Consider the following 16,162-nt stretch of genomic DNA (forward strand, 5'->3'; position numbering starts at 1 on the left):
CCTACGAGCGACAATCCAGTCTTTTCTCTGCATCATTAGATGATAAAAAAACTCTGCCGGAGTTAACTACATAAGCAATTAGATTAATTTAGGAATAAACGCTTACCCAACAAAGTTAGACGATTGAATTGACTGCAACTTGGTATTACCCCTCTCTATTGCTCATATAACATATCAAGCAGTTTACTGAACGTGTCAATAACTCTTTTTCGTTTAAGTTTGAGTGAGGGCGTCAGGAATCCATCTGATACCGTAAGGTGGCCGCTGTGGATATAGAATTTTTTTATCGTTTCAAAAGAAGCAAGGTTCTCATTTACATTGTCAATGCTTTTGCGGACAATTTCATCTATGGCTGCGTGTTTAGTTAGTTCATCGAAACCGGAAAAATGAATCCCTATGGTGTTAGCATAAGATTTAACAGCTTCCTCTTTAAGAGTAACCAATGCGGTAAGATATTTTCTCTCATCACCATATAACACAATGTGTTCAATAAACGGGTCGTCCTTAAACATTGCCTCTATCAACTGAGGGGAGATGTTTTTACCTCCGGAGGTTACGATTATCTCTTTTTTTCTGCCTTTTATTTTTAAAAACCCACGCTCGTTAAAAACCCCGAGGTCTCCGGTTTTAAACCATCCATCCACAGTAAATGCCTCGGAGGTAGCCTCAGGGTCTTTGTAGTACTGAGCAAATATGTTAGGCCCTTTAGCCAAAATTTCACCGTCTTCCGCTAATTTTAACTCCACATGTGGAAAAGGTTTTCCGACAGAGTTAAAGTCAAAATCATCTCTTCTGTTCATCGTAAGAGTGGGAGAGCATTCAGTAAGGCCATAGCCCTCAATTATAAGCATTCCGGCTTTCAAGAAAAACTCCTTTGCCTCAATTTTAAGGCCGGCGCCGCCGGAGAGGCAAAAACTAAGTTTCCCTCCTGTTAGCTCGTGCAGTTTATCTATCTGGGAATTTATGTCGGATGACGTGTTTTTTGAGTCAAGATACAATTTTTCCCAGTATGCCGGAACACTCATAAAGACGGTGGGTTTAACCTCAGGCATTATTTTAAGCACCTCCCATGGAGTTGTCAGATAAGTTGTAAACCCCAAGGTGTTGCCAAGGCCGTACTCTCCCCAGCCGAATATGTGAGACATAGGAAGCCATAGTAAATCAACCCGCTGCTTGGGAATAAGTACCCCAAGTACATCTACCCAATCAGCCGCATTTCTGTAGAGATTTTCATGGGTGAGAACCACACCTTTGGGTCTGCCCGTAGTCCCGGATGTATATAAAATCGTAGCAACATCATCAAGATTAACCTCAAGAGCCAGCTTTTTAAAACCATCCTGTTTGCTGTTTAAAATCGCACACCCCTCACTCAGAGCATCTTCAAAAAAAACGGATTTGCTTTCAAATTCCTTGTAAGACTCCGGTACTTGACTTCTAACAGGTTCTAAAATTTTTAAAGCATCCCCAAACGTCCCCATTACAATGATGTGTTTAACGCCGGGAATACCTGGAAGGATTTGCAAAACAACAGGCAGCATGTCGTTTTCTGTTATAAGCAGCTGCGCATCGGAATGATTGATGATAAACTCAGCCTCGGCAGGGGTGTTAGAGTGGTAAACCGGAACAAATATCCCACGGCAGGCGTGTATTGCCATAAGAGAGAAAGTCCATTCAATCCGGTTTTTCGCAAATATTGATACTTTAACCCCAGGCCCTGCTCCGAGAGATTTCATGTAGAGCGCAAGTGCCGATGAGTTTTTTAGAAAATCCCCCCATGTGGTTGTTCTCCAACCGCCGTTGCCCTCTGGTGACATAAAACGAGGGATATGTGGCATCTCATTTCCTCTTTCATAAAGTACAACTGCTTCAGATTTATATTGGGGTTTACTGTTCATTTTTTTTATATTCCTGAGCAGCCTGCCCTTTCCGATTCTTCAAAAACATGCCCTTTCTCCACTTTAAACTCTCCTTTTTGAGATTATCTGTATCACGTAGAATAAACACCATAGCTTGTATCATTTGCCCTTTTGGCGGGTCAGCTTAATTTCCGGTTTGTAATCATCCAGTTGCGGCCATATTTTTATCGGATGGTTTTCGTCCTTTTCCCATATGGCAACCTCTGCTTTCCAGTCAGGCCATTTGGCATTAACGTATATTTTCATCCTGAGCTTGTATTCTATCATAGAAGTGGTAAGCGCTGTTACAGTCAGGGCAAATGCTGCAATAGACGATACTTTCAGAAACGTTTTTTTGTTAAACTGCACATAAGAAAACACAAGTACTATCAGCATTACACCCGGGGCATACATATATCTTGTCCCTCCTGTCATATCCAATGAGGTCAGTGTAAGCATTATTGAAGAAAATATTATCCCCACAACAAGCGCACGTCTGTTTACATCTAAAATGGACTTATAAATCATCCACACAAAAAATATAGCCACCGGAAAGACAAAGATCAGATTTCTTAATATTACAAGAACAAGATCGTAGCCAAACACGGGTTGTAAATAATACTCAACAAAGTAAACCAAACAAATCTTTAGAAAGTCGTTATCATTAAAGCGCTGGGAAAATCCGGTTGTGTAGTATGAGTGGAGTATAACCGCTATCTGCAAGAGTGATGTAAAAATCAATATGGCAGCCTGAATTATATACTCACGGCATTTTCCGGCAACAGCACGATAAACATAAACAGGAGTCAGATAACAAGATGTCACACCGGCAAGACCTCCTGTTAAAACCAGCAAACGGTAAATCCACACTTTAAGTTTTGTCTCTCCCTGCACATCGGCAATTAAAATTAAGAATGTTACAAGCAAGAAGAAAAACTGTGAGTGTCGTGCAGTTATCCATATCTGTCCTGTTGAGATGATAAATATTATTATCAAGAGTGTAACAATTTTTTTTATATAGTTGTCAAAGAAAAAAGAGCGTCCCCATAAAACAACGGCAAGTGGAATAAGCTGAGCACAAAATGCCATAGTGGCGCTGACATGGGGAGCATACTTAAGAGGCACAACAGAGGCCATAGCCATAGCCACATTTGTAAAAATCTCAAAATATCCTCTGTCGGGTTGAACTACAAAAAGGGATTTAATAAAAGAATTCTCGTAAGCGTATTTAAAATACGCCAACCCCTCTTCCGAAAAAAAACTCGGATTTGTAAGAAGTACCGGAGCCCTGAGAACTATAACAAAAGCAAGTACAAGAAGAATGAAAGCATTAACAAAATCTTCTCGTTTTATCGCTCTTATGGTGTTAGAAGTAATATCCGGATTCGCCGTGTTGAGTGACGTCGAGTCCTTCAGTTTCGTTTTCATGATTTACTCTGACCCCTCCGGTTACAAGATCAACAATTTTCAGAAGTAAGGCTGTTACGACAAACGAATAGATTCCTACAACGGCGGCGGCCATAGTTTGTACAAGAAACTGTTTTGAGCCGCCAAAGAGCAACCCGTTGGCGCCGGCGTCGTTAATGGCTAAAGAGGCAAAGACACCGACGCAGATGGTGCCGATAATGCCCCCTACACCGTGCACTCCAAAGGCGTCAAGTGAGTCGTCATAACCCAGACGTGGTTTTAGATTAAGTGCTGTGTAGCAAACCGCCCCGGCCAGCAGACCGATAATTAAGGCGTGCATGGGTGAGACATAGCCGGCGGCAGGGGTAATTGTGGCCAGCCCCGCTACTGAGGCTGTTGCCGCCCCAAACACTGTTGCTTTACCCTGATGAAACCACTCTATGGTTATCCAGATAACAACTGCCGACACTGCAGCTATATGGGAGGTTACAAAGGCAACAGTGCTTAGTGCGCCTGAGACCAGAGCACTGCCTCCGTTAAAACCAAACCATCCAAACCACAAGATACCCGTGCCGATGACAGTAAGAGGCAGGTTGTGGGGAGGAGTTATTTCATGGGGATAGCCCTTCCGTTTGCCGATGTAAAGTGCTGCAGAAAGAGCTGAGAGGCCGGATGTAACGTGTACGACTATTCCGCCTGCGAAGTCGAGTGCTCCCAGAGCGCCAAGCCAGCCACCCTTACCCCAAACCCAGTGGGCAACAGGTGCGTAAATAAACGTTGACCATAAAACTGTGAATAAAACAAAAGACGAGAACTTTATTCGCTCAGCTAAAGCTCCGCTTATAAGAGCAGGCGTAATCACGGCAAACATAGCCTGATAAATCATGAATGCCAGATGAGGAACGGTTTTAGCATAATCGGGATTAGGTGAAAGTCCGACATTGTTTAAAAAAGCCCAGTCCAGCCCTCCGATTATTCCCTTAATATCAGGGCCGAATGCCAAACTGTAACCTATAATTATCCACTGGACACTTACAAGAGCTATTGCGATAAAGCTGTGCATAATTGTGCCAAGGACATTCTTTTTCCTGACCATACCTCCGTAAAAAAGGGCTAAACCGTGAGTCATAAGAAGCACCATGGCGGCAGATACCAGCATCCAGGCAGTGTCTGCTTTGTCAACCTGAGGGATTTCTGCAGCAAAAGCTGTCGTAGCTATCAGGCTGAAAAAAAACAACAGAGCTACTCTCATCATTATATATCTCCTTTTTCTATTATATCTCCTTTTCTATTTTTATAGCTGCGCTACAGAGCGATTATACCATATTTCAATTAGCTGTCAAAGATAAAAAATTGCAATATGTTAATTCCAATAAGAATAATACCAGGTTGCAGTCAAAAAGTAATTTAGTAAGATGAAGGAACTCCCCCTACCCCTTCCTCTTACTCAATATTTAACAGCGGCTTTTTTAACTAACGTATATATACGCTGACCCAGGATAAGGGCTATCAGAACAATTACAATTGTTAAAATATGTTTTTCGTAATTATCTTTAATATCAGGTTTATAGTCATCCGCCTCTTTGACATCTCCGATTTTAACATCTTCATACTTACGGTCATACCATGTGTCCTGTCTGATAAAGGTCGTTAAGTCGTACTGAGGCATAGTGACAGTCGGATTACCAAAGCGTAAAAACAATTTCTGAGTATCGTCAAGAGCTACAAAAAACAACTCTTTGCTAACCCATTGAAAATTAATTCCCTTAATCTCAAGAGGTGGGTTGTTTCCATTTTCGATTACAAACTTATAGAAGATGTGATGGCCGGAATTCAAACCTATAAAGTCTCTTGTTAGACCACCGGCAATAAGCGGAAAGCTGTATATCGCAGAGCCGGTACTGAGGACAACGTAGGAATCCTTATCTCCGGTCTCACTGCTGAAGATGTTTACCCTGCGGTTGTAGTACGGGTTAGAAATATTAAAATTAATCCGGTTGGCGGAAAGTGCCGCCTTTACGATTATTATGCTGTTATTGCCGCCGTCTGTGTTAAGCTCAAAATCTGTAAATGTTTTGTTGTCATAGACAAATCTCATTTTAGGGTCGGTCGTCGTCAGGCCGGTAACACTGTTAATCTTAAGTTGTTGGTTGTGCACGGCATTGGTCATAAGGTCGAGCCCTTTGTATTGCAGCTTGAGGTTCTCATCGCTTTGTTTACCACCCTCAGGCTCTGTAAGTTTTAAGATAAAATACCGGTATGCTGATTTTTTAAATGTTATCGCCGTTTTTCTTAAATCTACCGCAGATGTGAAATCATAAACAGAGTCATCGGTAAGAGGTTCCATTTTTTTTAAATCCTGGCTGCCATAAAGCTTTACATTTTTATGAAAGTCCTTACCGTCAATATTAAGCTCAAGGATAGCAACAGAGTCTGTCACACCTGTCGGCATCTCAAGAGTTATTGTCGTTACATTGTCTTTGATTGAGTAATCTATAACGTTCAGGTGGTATGTTTTAAGCGGCTCGCCGGGAAAGATATTTTCTATTATCACATATGGCACATCCCTGCCTGTGCCGTCATACAACCTGAATCTGTTCAGACCGCCCCGAGACTTTTGTATAATATCGGCAGTTAAGTGAGCCTTATAAAGTTCACCTTTTTTGAAATTACCCGTAATGGCGGCATAGTATGGAAAATCAGTTCTCTTTACAGACTTCTTTTCAGCGCTGTAAGTTGAAAAAGGAAAAAGCAGAGTTATCAGTATAGCAACAAGGACTCTCATAATTTACCGTCTTTCTTCTCAGCCTTCTCACCAGATGCGGGCTCAAAGATTCTGTCCTTGTATTTGTAGTACAAAAAAGATGTGACAACTAGTATTATGCCGAGAAATATAAAAGAAATAATCCTGTAAGGCACATCCATTTTTGACATATCAGAGAGAAATACCTTCAGAATTGTTACGGCAAAAAGCGCAAACGCTGTCTTTCTGTAAATTACAGATTTTATCATAAATCCTTTAAGCATCAACACTGCTGAAAAAATAGCCCATAGAACCGATATAGCCTGCGCTTTGGCCTCAGGCAGGTAATCATTAAAAAACAAACTCACCTCAACGTTTAGTGCTGCAAACAGAAGTATTCCAAACAACGCCTTAAACACTGAAGACACAGTGGCATTGCCGTCTTTTGCCATAATCTTTGAGGATATATAAGCCGATGTAATCACAAAAAATGACTTTAAGTATCTCTCTATAATCATAAAAGTATAACTTTTTCCATGAGTTAAACGGGTTGTGCCATATTCAAAGAAAAGTAAATAATCGTAATATAAGAAGAAATACGCTACCACAGCGCAGAGCACATAAGAGCCGTAAATAAGAGTTTTCCGCTTAAGCCTTGTTCCTATCCACAGAAGTGCAACAGCCTGAGCCGACCAAAATATTGTTGTCCAGTGTTTTGAAAACAGAAACGGTATTGTCATAACTAAAAAGAGAGCCGACTGGCTTATTAATATATCAAAAGCGCCTCTTTCGTGTTTCCCTCGTTTATACAAAAAATTAGCCAGCGATAAAAACACCACCGAGTAAAAGACCGTTACAACACTTACCCACTCCACCGAGGTGTAAAACTTTATAGCATAATAGCTGAAACCAAAGGCAATAAATGAGTTCGGTGCAATGATTACAACACCGCGGTTTTTCCCGACATCACCCTTAAAAAACTGATACGCTATCGGTGCTATGCTGTAAATCAGGTAAAAAATTGTAAGATAAATAATTGTCGGCCAAAACTTACCCGGTACGTAATTCTTAAAAAACCATGCCGAAAACAGCATATACGTAAAGAAAAAGCCCAGATTGTTAAGGATATCCCACTTCTTATAAAAAGCCACGGCAAGCAGTCCAATATTCAGTATTACCATGTAGGTCATAAGCGCAATCTGTTGGTCAGAGCCGGTAGAAATTAAAACCGGAGTAAGAAATCCGCCGATGAGGCCAAGGACGGCAAGCCATTTACTGTCATAAACGATAGCCATCATACAGGCAACAGCAGTGGTTATGACCATAAGGGTAAAGGCAACCTGGGCACCAAAAAGATGATAGAGTTGAAATCCGCTATATGTTGAGAAATAGAGTATGGCAATGCCACCGCCAAAGAGAGACAGTCCGAAGTTTTCCAACTGCTTCTTTCTGAATGTATCCCCTACCCCCATAAGTAACAAACCTGCCAGGTAGGCAACCGCTACTCTGCCTGCCGGACCTATCCACCCCCTGTCAAAAGAGTACTTTATAAAATATGCCACTCCAAGCACTATGGCTACAACTCCTATTATAAGAGGCAGCTTCTGTCCTAAACGTATCTCCAAAGCAGATGATTTGGTACGCTTATCGGTGGCAGGTTCGGGTTGTTTCACAGGTGGAGGTGTAACATCCGGTTTTTGGGGAGGAATATCAGGTTGAGGCTTTTCTGACGCCTCAACAGTCTCCGTAGGCTTAGTATCAAGAAGATGTTTAACCTCGCTGTTGAATATTTCCTCGTACGCTGCTAGTTTTGTGTTAATGCTGCTTATATCCTGTTGTACTATATCAACAGTCTTAGAAAGGTGGGACAGGTCTGTTGTGAGTTCAAAATAAAAGGAGATTTTCTTTAATGCATCCCCTGTAAAAGCCATACCGCACGATACACAGAAATTACCGGGTCTGTATATTTCTCTACTACATCCTGGGCACTTAAGCACTTAAGACCTCCCGGCGGCTTATTTTTAGAGCAATATAATCCTCGGTAGCCACAATTAGCATTTTGATAAATTAAATGCCATTTCTACAATATACAACTTTCTCTCTAATAATGTAAATCACACAAAAAAACAAGTCAAAAAATTTATATAACAAATATTTCCGTTTTTTTATGATTTTTATCATTTTAGCTTTTTCATGGTCTTATCTATTATAATAGTAACGACGGTGTTCCATTAATGATTATACCAAGTTGCACTCGGAAGTAAACACAGGCGGCTGGGAGAAAGCAACGCTTCCCCTTACGGGGGATTCCCTTTTAGGGGAGAGTACGCCCCGGAGCTTTTGACAAAGCCAACGAAGTTATACGATTGAATGCAACTTGGTATTAACAGGAAAGCACCGCAGCGGTGGAAACTCCGCAAATAACAGACACTATATCAGGAGGGTTTAAGATGTTAGACAGAGCAAAGGTGGAAAGTACGCTGAATCTGATAAGGCCTATGCTAAATAGAGACGGTGGAGATGTACAACTTATTGACGTTACAAGCGATGGAGTCGTAAAGGTTAAACTCATGGGCGCATGCGGCAGTTGTCCTATGTCTATGATGACTTTAAAAGGCGGTATTGAGGCTAAATTAAAGCAGGATATCCCCGAGGTTAAGGCTGTTGAGGCTGTTTAAATAAGCAACCGGCTGCGGCATATACCGGTTTTATCTAAAAATCTGTAACTGCCGCAGTTTTCCACTATCCTGCACTCGTCTCAATTACCGGGTTTCCGCCCCCTTGCCCCCTGAAGGGTCAGAGGTAATTCAAGGTTATTTTCACTAAGCAGCTTTGAGTCCGACAATACTTCCGTTGCCGGCTTATCCGCCGCTATTTTACCCTCCTTAATCACTATGCAACGCTCACACACATCCAGAATAAGGTCCAGATCATGAGAGGCGATTATCCTTGTGTGATAAAAATTCCTGAGAAGATTAATTAAAAACCTCCTTGATTTTGGATCGAGGTTGGATGACGGCTCATCCATAACAAGTATGTCCGGCGACATTGCCAGCACGGTTGCAATTGCCACTCTGCACTTTTGCCCGTTAGAGAGATGGTGTGGTGCTCTGTCTTTTAAGTCAAGACAGCCTACCTTTGACAACGCCTCTGAGGTTACCTCTGCTACCTTATCCGTGCTGAGACCTAAGTTCAGAGGGCCAAATGCCACGTCGTCAAACACCGTAGGCATAAAAAGCTGATCATCAGGGTTTTGAAAGACTACTCCGACTTTTTTTCTTATATCTTGCCTGGTTTTTGCACTTAATTGTACATCCCCTATGGTAATTGCCCCTCCGGACGGGATGATTGTTCCGTTTATGTGCATAAGCAGCGTGGATTTACCTGCCCCGTTAGCTCCAACTATTCCTACCGATTCCCCGTGCAACACCCTGAAAGAGACGCCCTCCAGCGCCGTAGTCCCATCGGGATAACTGTAGAACACATCCCTAAACTCTACCAGATGGTGGCTCATACGCCTATAATCCCCCTATGATTGCTTTACCTAAAATATCCGCCAGGTTATATGCTCTGAATAGTAACAACAGAGTAGTTGTAACTAATAAATAAAATAGATCGGCAGGTTTAAAGGATATGTCTTTTATTGAACGTACTGTGCCTGAAAACCCTCTGGATAACATCGCCTGATAAATTCTCTCAGCCCGCTCATAGGTTTTTATAAACAGTAATCCTGAAAGATTGGTAAAATCCCTTATGCTCATGTTAACTTTTCCGAAGGTTCTCAACCCCCTTGCTCTGGCCATTTTCATCGCCTCCTCAGATAACACAAAAATATACCGGTAGAGGAAAAGCAGTTGAGATGTAAATATCTCAGGCACTCCCAGACGTTTCAGTCCGATACATATCTGAGGCAGAGGGGTTGTCGCTATGAGAATGATTGCAGCACTGAAAGTTAACTGAAATTTAAAAACAATTGATACAAGTGAAATCCAGCCGCCCGAGATACCGGTATTCATAAAGAAAATCTGAGGGTTAGTATCTATAAGAGGATTAAACATTCCGATTATCAGCGGGAATATACTAAAACAGAGCAATTTTTTCAGGACATACATAACAGGTACATTTCCTAGATTACAACAGAGCACAGGAAATAGAAAAAAAGCCATAAGTCCGGTCAGCTCATATTTTGAATATGATACCACCATTATGGTAAATGCCGCCGTGGTTATGATTTTTACTCTTGGATCAAGACTTTGCATAAAACCATCCATGTATGCAAGTTTGTCTGTAAAACCAAGATTAAAATACTCTTTCTCAAAACTTATCAAAAGATACCCTAATACCTTTTCTTTATAGTTTTAATTCCAAATGACAGTGCTGCAACCATCCCTAACACCATGACTGAGCCGATTATCCCTGATATGGACTTGCCGGCACTGATACCCTTAAAAGGGTGTACGGTTTCCTGATTGGCCTCAGCATTTGCTGATTTTTGTGTTATAAAATTATAGTCTGGAAATATTGCCGTTTTCCTTTCATGGAGAACCTTTGTGAGACTGTGAATTGTACTATTTACCTCATAAGAAAATCCAGGCTTACCCGTAACCTTACTGATACTCCACTCTAAACCGTCAGGGTTCTCTGAGGCAAACCACGAAACTATACCACCGGTTATAATGGCGGCTAAAAGGAATGCGATGGATATTTTTTTTAGTGAATAACTGCCGGAATTGGATGATGTGAGAGTAAGTAACTCAGGGCGCTCTTTTTTGACGTAATTGATAATTCCCGCTGTAATGACACCTTCAACAATGCCGATAACAAGGTGTATGGGCTGCATAAACATAGCAAATAACCCAAACGGTAGTTCTGTGCGTCCTGAAAGGGCGGTTTGAAGTACCACAGAGAAAGCACCGAATTGTAATCCTGCCACAGAGGCTGCCACAGAGGCAAAAAATAATTTCTTTGGTGAGTTTACGCTGGAAGTTATAAATTTATAAACCGGATATGCTATAAAACAAGAGTAAACGCCCATGTTCCAGACATTTGCTCCAAGGGCAAGTATCCCGCCGTCTGCAAAAAACAGTGCTTGCACTAAAAGGACAGATGCTATTGTGATTACTCCGGCATGGCGGCCAAGCAGTATGGCAAGTAAGAGGCCACCGCCAAAGTGCCCGCTTGAGCCTGTAAGTGGTATTGAGAAATTTATCATTTGCAGGGCAAAGACAAAAGCTCCTAGTACGCCCATTAATGGAACCAGCTTATCTTCCGTGCTCGATCTAAGTTTATATGAGCTGTAGGCTATCACACCTGCCGTAGCCGCACAGAAAGCAGCACCAACCTCCGGTGACAACAACGCATCAGACATGTGCATAAGAAAACCTCCTTAACAGAAAAGATAAATAATCCTCTGCCGTTAAAAACAACAGTGATGCCGGCAGAGCCAATAAAAAAAGCCATGAGGGCATAAGAGTGGTTATTCATCCACTCCTAAGCCTTCATGGCTTATCGAATTGAACTCATAATTGTAGCATTTAACGGCTTATAATTGTCAAGTGCTTGATACCAAGTTGCTTTCATTTGTCTAACTTTGTTGGGCTTGGCCAAAAGCTCCGGGGCGTACTCTCCTCTAAAGGGGAGGCGCCGCTTTCTCCCAGCCGCCTGTGTTTACTTCTGACTGCAGGTTGGTATGAGAACGACCCGAAATATTTCATCTGGATAAAAAAAGCCCCTGATTTAATATAAATCAGGGGCTTTCATGTATTAGTCGGATTGTTTTAAAATCTATATCCTCATGCCGCCGTCAACCTCAATTACTCTGCCGGTAAAGAAATCGTTTTCGATGATAAACTTTACGGCCAGAGAAATCTCAGCCATTTCGCCAAGGCGTCCCACAGGGATTTTTTCAATTATCTTATCGAGAACATCCTGCCTGATTTTTGCAACCATCTCGGTGTTGATATATCCGGGGGCAATTGCGCCAACTCTGATACCATAAGTGGAAAGCTCCTTTGCCCAGATTACAGTCATTCCGTCAACAGCAGACTTTGTCGCCGTGTAGTTAGTCTGGCCAAGGTTACCGGAACGGCTTATCGAGGAAATATTTATAATTACTCCCTTAACTTTATTCTTTACCATATGGTAGGCTGCTTCCCTTGCACAGAGAAATACGCCGGTCTGGTTAACCGCTATTACTTTATCCCAGTTGGAGAGCTTAAACTTCTGTATCTCTTCACCCTTTTGTCTTACAAAAAGACCATCTGCCGTTATGCCTGCATTGTTAACCAATACGTCAGGTGCTCCATGCTTTGCTACATAGTCATTGAAAAACGCCTCAACCGATGCCTCACTGGTAACATCCACAATAGCGCCGTCTATGCCGGTTTCCGCCTTTAAAGAATCAAGGTTTTCCTGAATAACGTCAACTGCAAAAGGCACTGCACCGGCTGCCTTGAGGTCTGTTCCAAACTGCCTGCCCATTCCGCGTCCGCCGCCAGTAATTATTACTTTCTTTCCTGTTAAGTTCATATCAATACTACCTCCTTTGTTTTGTTATATGATAAGTGTCCCATCTGTTATCTTTATTCCAACCTCTCTGTCAACATCTCTAAGCACTAATCATCTATAGTGCCACCCCACAGAGATTCTATAATAAATTATAATAAATAAGCAAGTTATTTATAGGGCAGTGTGTAAGCAATTTGTAAAATTACTGAAACCGGCTGAATTTCGGGAATTGTCACAGAAAGTAAGTAAGGAGGTAAAAAAGATGCCTATAACATAGGACGTTTATAGGGAACCTTAGCGGTCCAACCTTCTTTGTGAATTATCCCGATAATCAGAACGTTTAGAATCATCGAGATTAAATTCCCTTAGTATTGACTCAAGTGAGCCTGAGAAATCTTTAAGTTGCGCCGCCAACCTGTCTATTGTTGCAGTTACACTGGAGGTGTTTCTTGAAACATCAGCGATAGTTTCTATATTTGATGTTATTTGGTTTGACACTTCAGACATTTCTGAGGTAGCAGTAGCTATCTGGTGAACCATTTCTTTAAAACTCTCCACACCGGCCACAATATCATGCAGGGCATTGCCCGCCTCACGCGCATACTGAACCCCTACCTCTACCCTCCTTGTACCAAGGTCCATAGAGTTCACAGCAACTTGCACCTCTTGTTGAATCGCCGTTATCATGGTGCTTATCTCCGAGGTAGCACTACCGGTACGCTCAGCCAGTTTTCTTACCTCATCGGCAACAACAGCAAACCCCCTGCCCTGCTCACCGGCTCGCGCAGCCTCTATTGCAGCATTTAACGCCAAAAGATTTGTCTGATCCGCTATGTCTTTAATTACACCTACTATATCCCCAATTTGTTTTGACCTCTGGCCAAGGGAAGACATCAAAGAGGCAGACTCATTAACCACACCCGCTATTGCATTTACCTCATTTACCGCCTTAAGCACTATATCCTCCCCTGCCCTTGCCGTTTCACTTGTCTCTTTTGCCGTTGCCTCTATGTGTAAGGCGTTTTCAGCTATATGGACTACTGTTTGAGACATCTCTTCTGAGGAGGCTGCTATTTGTGTTGACCGTTCTGACTGCTCAGACACACCTCGAGCCACTTGTACCGATGCTTCATTTAACTGTCCGCTAACTACCATTATGTTTTTTGACGAATCCAGCATTCTCTGAAGCACACCCGCTAACCTCTCCGCCATTAATTTCATCGAAACCAGAAGTCTGCCCACCTCATCCTGTCTTGCCGTCTCTATCTTAACAGTTAAATTACCGCGGGATATCTCCTCTGATACAGCCACCATACTATTAAGAGGCGTTAGAACCGTCTTCTTAACCGTCCACAAAATGAATACTATAAATACCAGAAATAATACAATTACACCGATTGAGACATAAATTAATAATTTATTTACAATCTCACTAAGATCACTTATTGGATAGGCTGCCACAATTTTAAAATCCCAGGCGGGAAATGCTTTCTCAACTGAGACCCACTCAGTATCTTTAGCTCCCATCAATTTTTCAATTTTTTCAGGGGTAACATGTCTGGAACTAAACCGTACCTTTCCCTTACCGTCAATGACGGCAAGAAAGCCGTTACTCAGTATTTTATATTCCGAGATGACAGTCTCAAGCCCCTTTAGCGTTGTGACCTTGTATCCAACAAAGCTTATACCGATTATGTTTTTATTTTTGTCAAAAATGGGTTCATAACCGGTAATGTATGGAGCACCAAGGATATCTAACTCTCCGTAATAAGGTTTACCGGCGTTTATCTCTTTGACAGCTTTACCGTCAGGTGCTAAAATTGTGCCTATTGCCCTTGAACCGTCGTCTTTTTTTACGTTTGTGGATATCCGGACGTATTCGCTGCCACTTTTTGTAAAAACCGTGGCTGAGCCTCCCATAGTCTGTGCAACTGAATCCACTACTGCAAAATTATTGGCCTGACCGGTGCTGCCAAACACTACATCCGGCACCTTTTTGCCGGCCACTTCTACCACCCCTCCACTAACAGGCTGCCCCAGAGTTGCCAACATCCCTCTTAAGTGCTCCATGGAGCGTTTCACCTGTATCATCATCAGATCATCAGTTGTTGTCAGTACCTGAAGCACACTCTCAATTGTATGCTCTATCTGGCTGCTTGCTGTATTCTTGGAATAATATTTCACTACACTTATCATAAAAACCTGTACAATTATCATAGCAAACACCATAAAAACCGCAATTGGCATTAAAAATTTAAATACTAATTTCTTTTTCATAAATATACCTCCGTTATTTATGATGACACTAGTACCAAGTTGCATTCAATCGTCTAACTTTGTCGGCTTCGTCACAAGCTTCGTGGCGTATGCTCCCATAAAGAGGAATCCCATGTAAGGGATGCGTCGCTTGCTCCTTGCGCCTGTGTTTATTTCTGAATGCAACTCAGTATAAGAAATAATATATCAAACATTTTATTTCGTCAAGTTTTTTTTGTTGCAATTATCAGCGCCCGATGTGAATATTGAAAAAATATCTTTATCTTATGTCTGTGCTTAACCTCGTCTTCTGCCATTTTCACGATTCTTTCAGCAAGCCCTGGGATAATCCTGCAGAATGGTTGACAATATTTTGGGGTGCAGTATCTTCCCTGCATGATACGGAATAGTTACCCTGATTAGATCAGCAGCAGTCATTCTTGGCAGTTTATCACTCACACTGCTACTTCCATCATTGTAAGACTTATCGATTCAGTTTGAGGTATTTCCTCACCACTTTCGGTTCTATCTTCTATATGAAGCCGTATGGCATCCTTGATATTTTCCATAGCCTCTTCGTAGTTATCTCCCTGAGTGTAACAACCCTGGAGTTTAGGACAAAAAGCAAAATAGCCATCTTTATCTTTTTCGATTACTACTGAAAATTTATATGTACTCATCTGTTAACCTCCTTGTTGCCTTCTCATTTTATTAAGTAAATCTCTTTTATTGTGCTTTTATTCATTGATAGACATAAAAAAACAGTTCATTAATTTATTTGTTAGAAATTAAAAACTACTCGAAGATATCCTTGATATCAACCTGAAGTCCTTCAATAACTTTAGATGTAACAACTCCTTCAAATGCAGCTATTGAATGTAATTTATATTTACCGTTTTCTATGGTTAAAATTTCAACTGTTTTAACTTCTGGCATAACTATCCAGTACTCTGGAACTTTATATCTCTCGTAAATATCTTTTTTAACCTCGGTATCTTTATCATAAGTACCAGATGAGACGATTTCACAAACCATATCAGGCACGCCTCTTACCCAATCCTGAAAAATACTCATATTCTCTTTCTTGATGAATAGTATATCAGGTTGTAATCTATTGACCCCATCCTCAAAGATTATATCTAAAGGTGAATAATAAACTTTTCCTAAATCGTGTTTTTCCAAATAAAAAAGTATTTTCTTCACTATCTTTATGCTAATATCCTGATGTCTCCCAAACGGACTTGGACCCATAACTTCCTCTCCATTGATTATAAACCAGCGGTGAATTAAGCGAAAATGACCTTGAAAAAATAGCCGGAGGTATGTCGGCTGAAACGGCTGCCGCAATCGCAGG

General features: G+C 41.5%; 13 protein-coding genes. 1 reads left to right on the forward strand and 12 read right to left on the reverse strand.

Annotated features, from left to right (window positions below; genetic code table 11):
- Positions 1–155: 155 nt before the first annotated feature.
- The 5 genes from H7844_14980 to H7844_15000 all read right to left on the reverse strand — a co-directional run bounded on the left by H7844_14980 (position 156) and on the right by H7844_15000 (position 8,042).
- A complete protein-coding gene (locus H7844_14980) occupies positions 156–1,895 on the reverse strand; it encodes a long-chain fatty acid--CoA ligase (protein ID MEO5358583.1) in 1,740 nt (579 codons plus the stop codon).
- A 120-nt stretch (positions 1,896–2,015) separates the two neighbouring features.
- Positions 2,016–3,323 (reverse strand): hypothetical protein, encoded by a 1,308-nt coding sequence (locus H7844_14985; protein ID MEO5358584.1) that lies wholly within the window; start codon positions 3,321–3,323, stop codon positions 2,016–2,018.
- On the reverse strand, positions 3,262–4,461 hold the full coding sequence (locus H7844_14990) for an ammonium transporter (protein MEO5358585.1): 1,200 nt from the start codon (positions 4,459–4,461) through the stop codon (positions 3,262–3,264). The genes H7844_14985 and H7844_14990 overlap by 62 nt, the downstream gene beginning before the upstream one ends.
- A gap of 288 nt (positions 4,462–4,749) precedes the next feature.
- The gene (locus tag H7844_14995; protein ID MEO5358586.1) at positions 4,750–6,087 is read right to left on the reverse strand and encodes a hypothetical protein; all 1,338 of its coding nucleotides are present in this window, start codon (positions 6,085–6,087) and stop codon (positions 4,750–4,752) included.
- Positions 6,084–8,042: a DUF2339 domain-containing protein gene (locus tag H7844_15000; GenBank protein MEO5358587.1), complete on the reverse strand. Its 1,959-nt coding sequence runs from the start codon at positions 8,040–8,042 to the stop codon at positions 6,084–6,086. Before H7844_15000 ends, H7844_14995 begins: the two co-directional genes overlap by 4 nt.
- Before the next feature lie 453 nt (positions 8,043–8,495).
- Here H7844_15000 and H7844_15005 point away from each other — a divergent pair, with 453 nt between their 5' ends.
- Positions 8,496–8,723, forward strand: coding sequence for a NifU family protein (locus tag H7844_15005; protein MEO5358588.1), 228 nt, complete (start codon positions 8,496–8,498; stop codon positions 8,721–8,723).
- An 80-nt stretch (positions 8,724–8,803) separates the two neighbouring features.
- On the opposite strand, the gene H7844_15010 is transcribed toward H7844_15005, so the two are convergent.
- The 7 genes from H7844_15010 to H7844_15040 all read right to left on the reverse strand — a co-directional run bounded on the left by H7844_15010 (position 8,804) and on the right by H7844_15040 (position 16,059).
- Entirely contained in the window at positions 8,804–9,559 is a 756-nt protein-coding gene (locus H7844_15010) for an energy-coupling factor ABC transporter ATP-binding protein (protein ID MEO5358589.1), read from the reverse strand.
- 4 nt (positions 9,560–9,563) lie between these two features.
- Complete coding sequence (gene cbiQ / locus H7844_15015) at positions 9,564–10,373, reverse strand: cobalt ECF transporter T component CbiQ (GenBank protein MEO5358590.1); 810 nt, start codon at positions 10,371–10,373, stop codon at positions 9,564–9,566.
- Between the two features lie 8 nt (positions 10,374–10,381).
- Complete coding sequence (locus H7844_15020) at positions 10,382–11,419, reverse strand: energy-coupling factor ABC transporter permease (protein MEO5358591.1); 1,038 nt, start codon at positions 11,417–11,419, stop codon at positions 10,382–10,384.
- Positions 11,420–11,829: 410 nt separating this feature from the next.
- On the reverse strand, positions 11,830–12,573 hold the full coding sequence (locus H7844_15025) for an SDR family oxidoreductase (protein ID MEO5358592.1): 744 nt from the start codon (positions 12,571–12,573) through the stop codon (positions 11,830–11,832).
- A gap of 273 nt (positions 12,574–12,846) precedes the next feature.
- On the reverse strand, positions 12,847–14,829 hold the full coding sequence (locus H7844_15030) for a methyl-accepting chemotaxis protein (GenBank protein ID MEO5358593.1): 1,983 nt from the start codon (positions 14,827–14,829) through the stop codon (positions 12,847–12,849).
- 434 nt (positions 14,830–15,263) lie between these two features.
- A complete protein-coding gene (locus H7844_15035) occupies positions 15,264–15,488 on the reverse strand; it encodes a type II toxin-antitoxin system HicB family antitoxin (protein ID MEO5358594.1) in 225 nt (74 codons plus the stop codon).
- A gap of 115 nt (positions 15,489–15,603) precedes the next feature.
- On the reverse strand, positions 15,604–16,059 hold the full coding sequence (locus H7844_15040; protein MEO5358595.1) for a Uma2 family endonuclease: 456 nt from the start codon (positions 16,057–16,059) through the stop codon (positions 15,604–15,606).
- Positions 16,060–16,162: the final 103 nt, after the last annotated feature.

The sequence above is a fragment of the Nitrospirae bacterium YQR-1 genome, from assembly GCA_039908095.1.
GTDB lineage: Bacteria > Nitrospirota > Thermodesulfovibrionia > Thermodesulfovibrionales > Magnetobacteriaceae > Magnetomonas.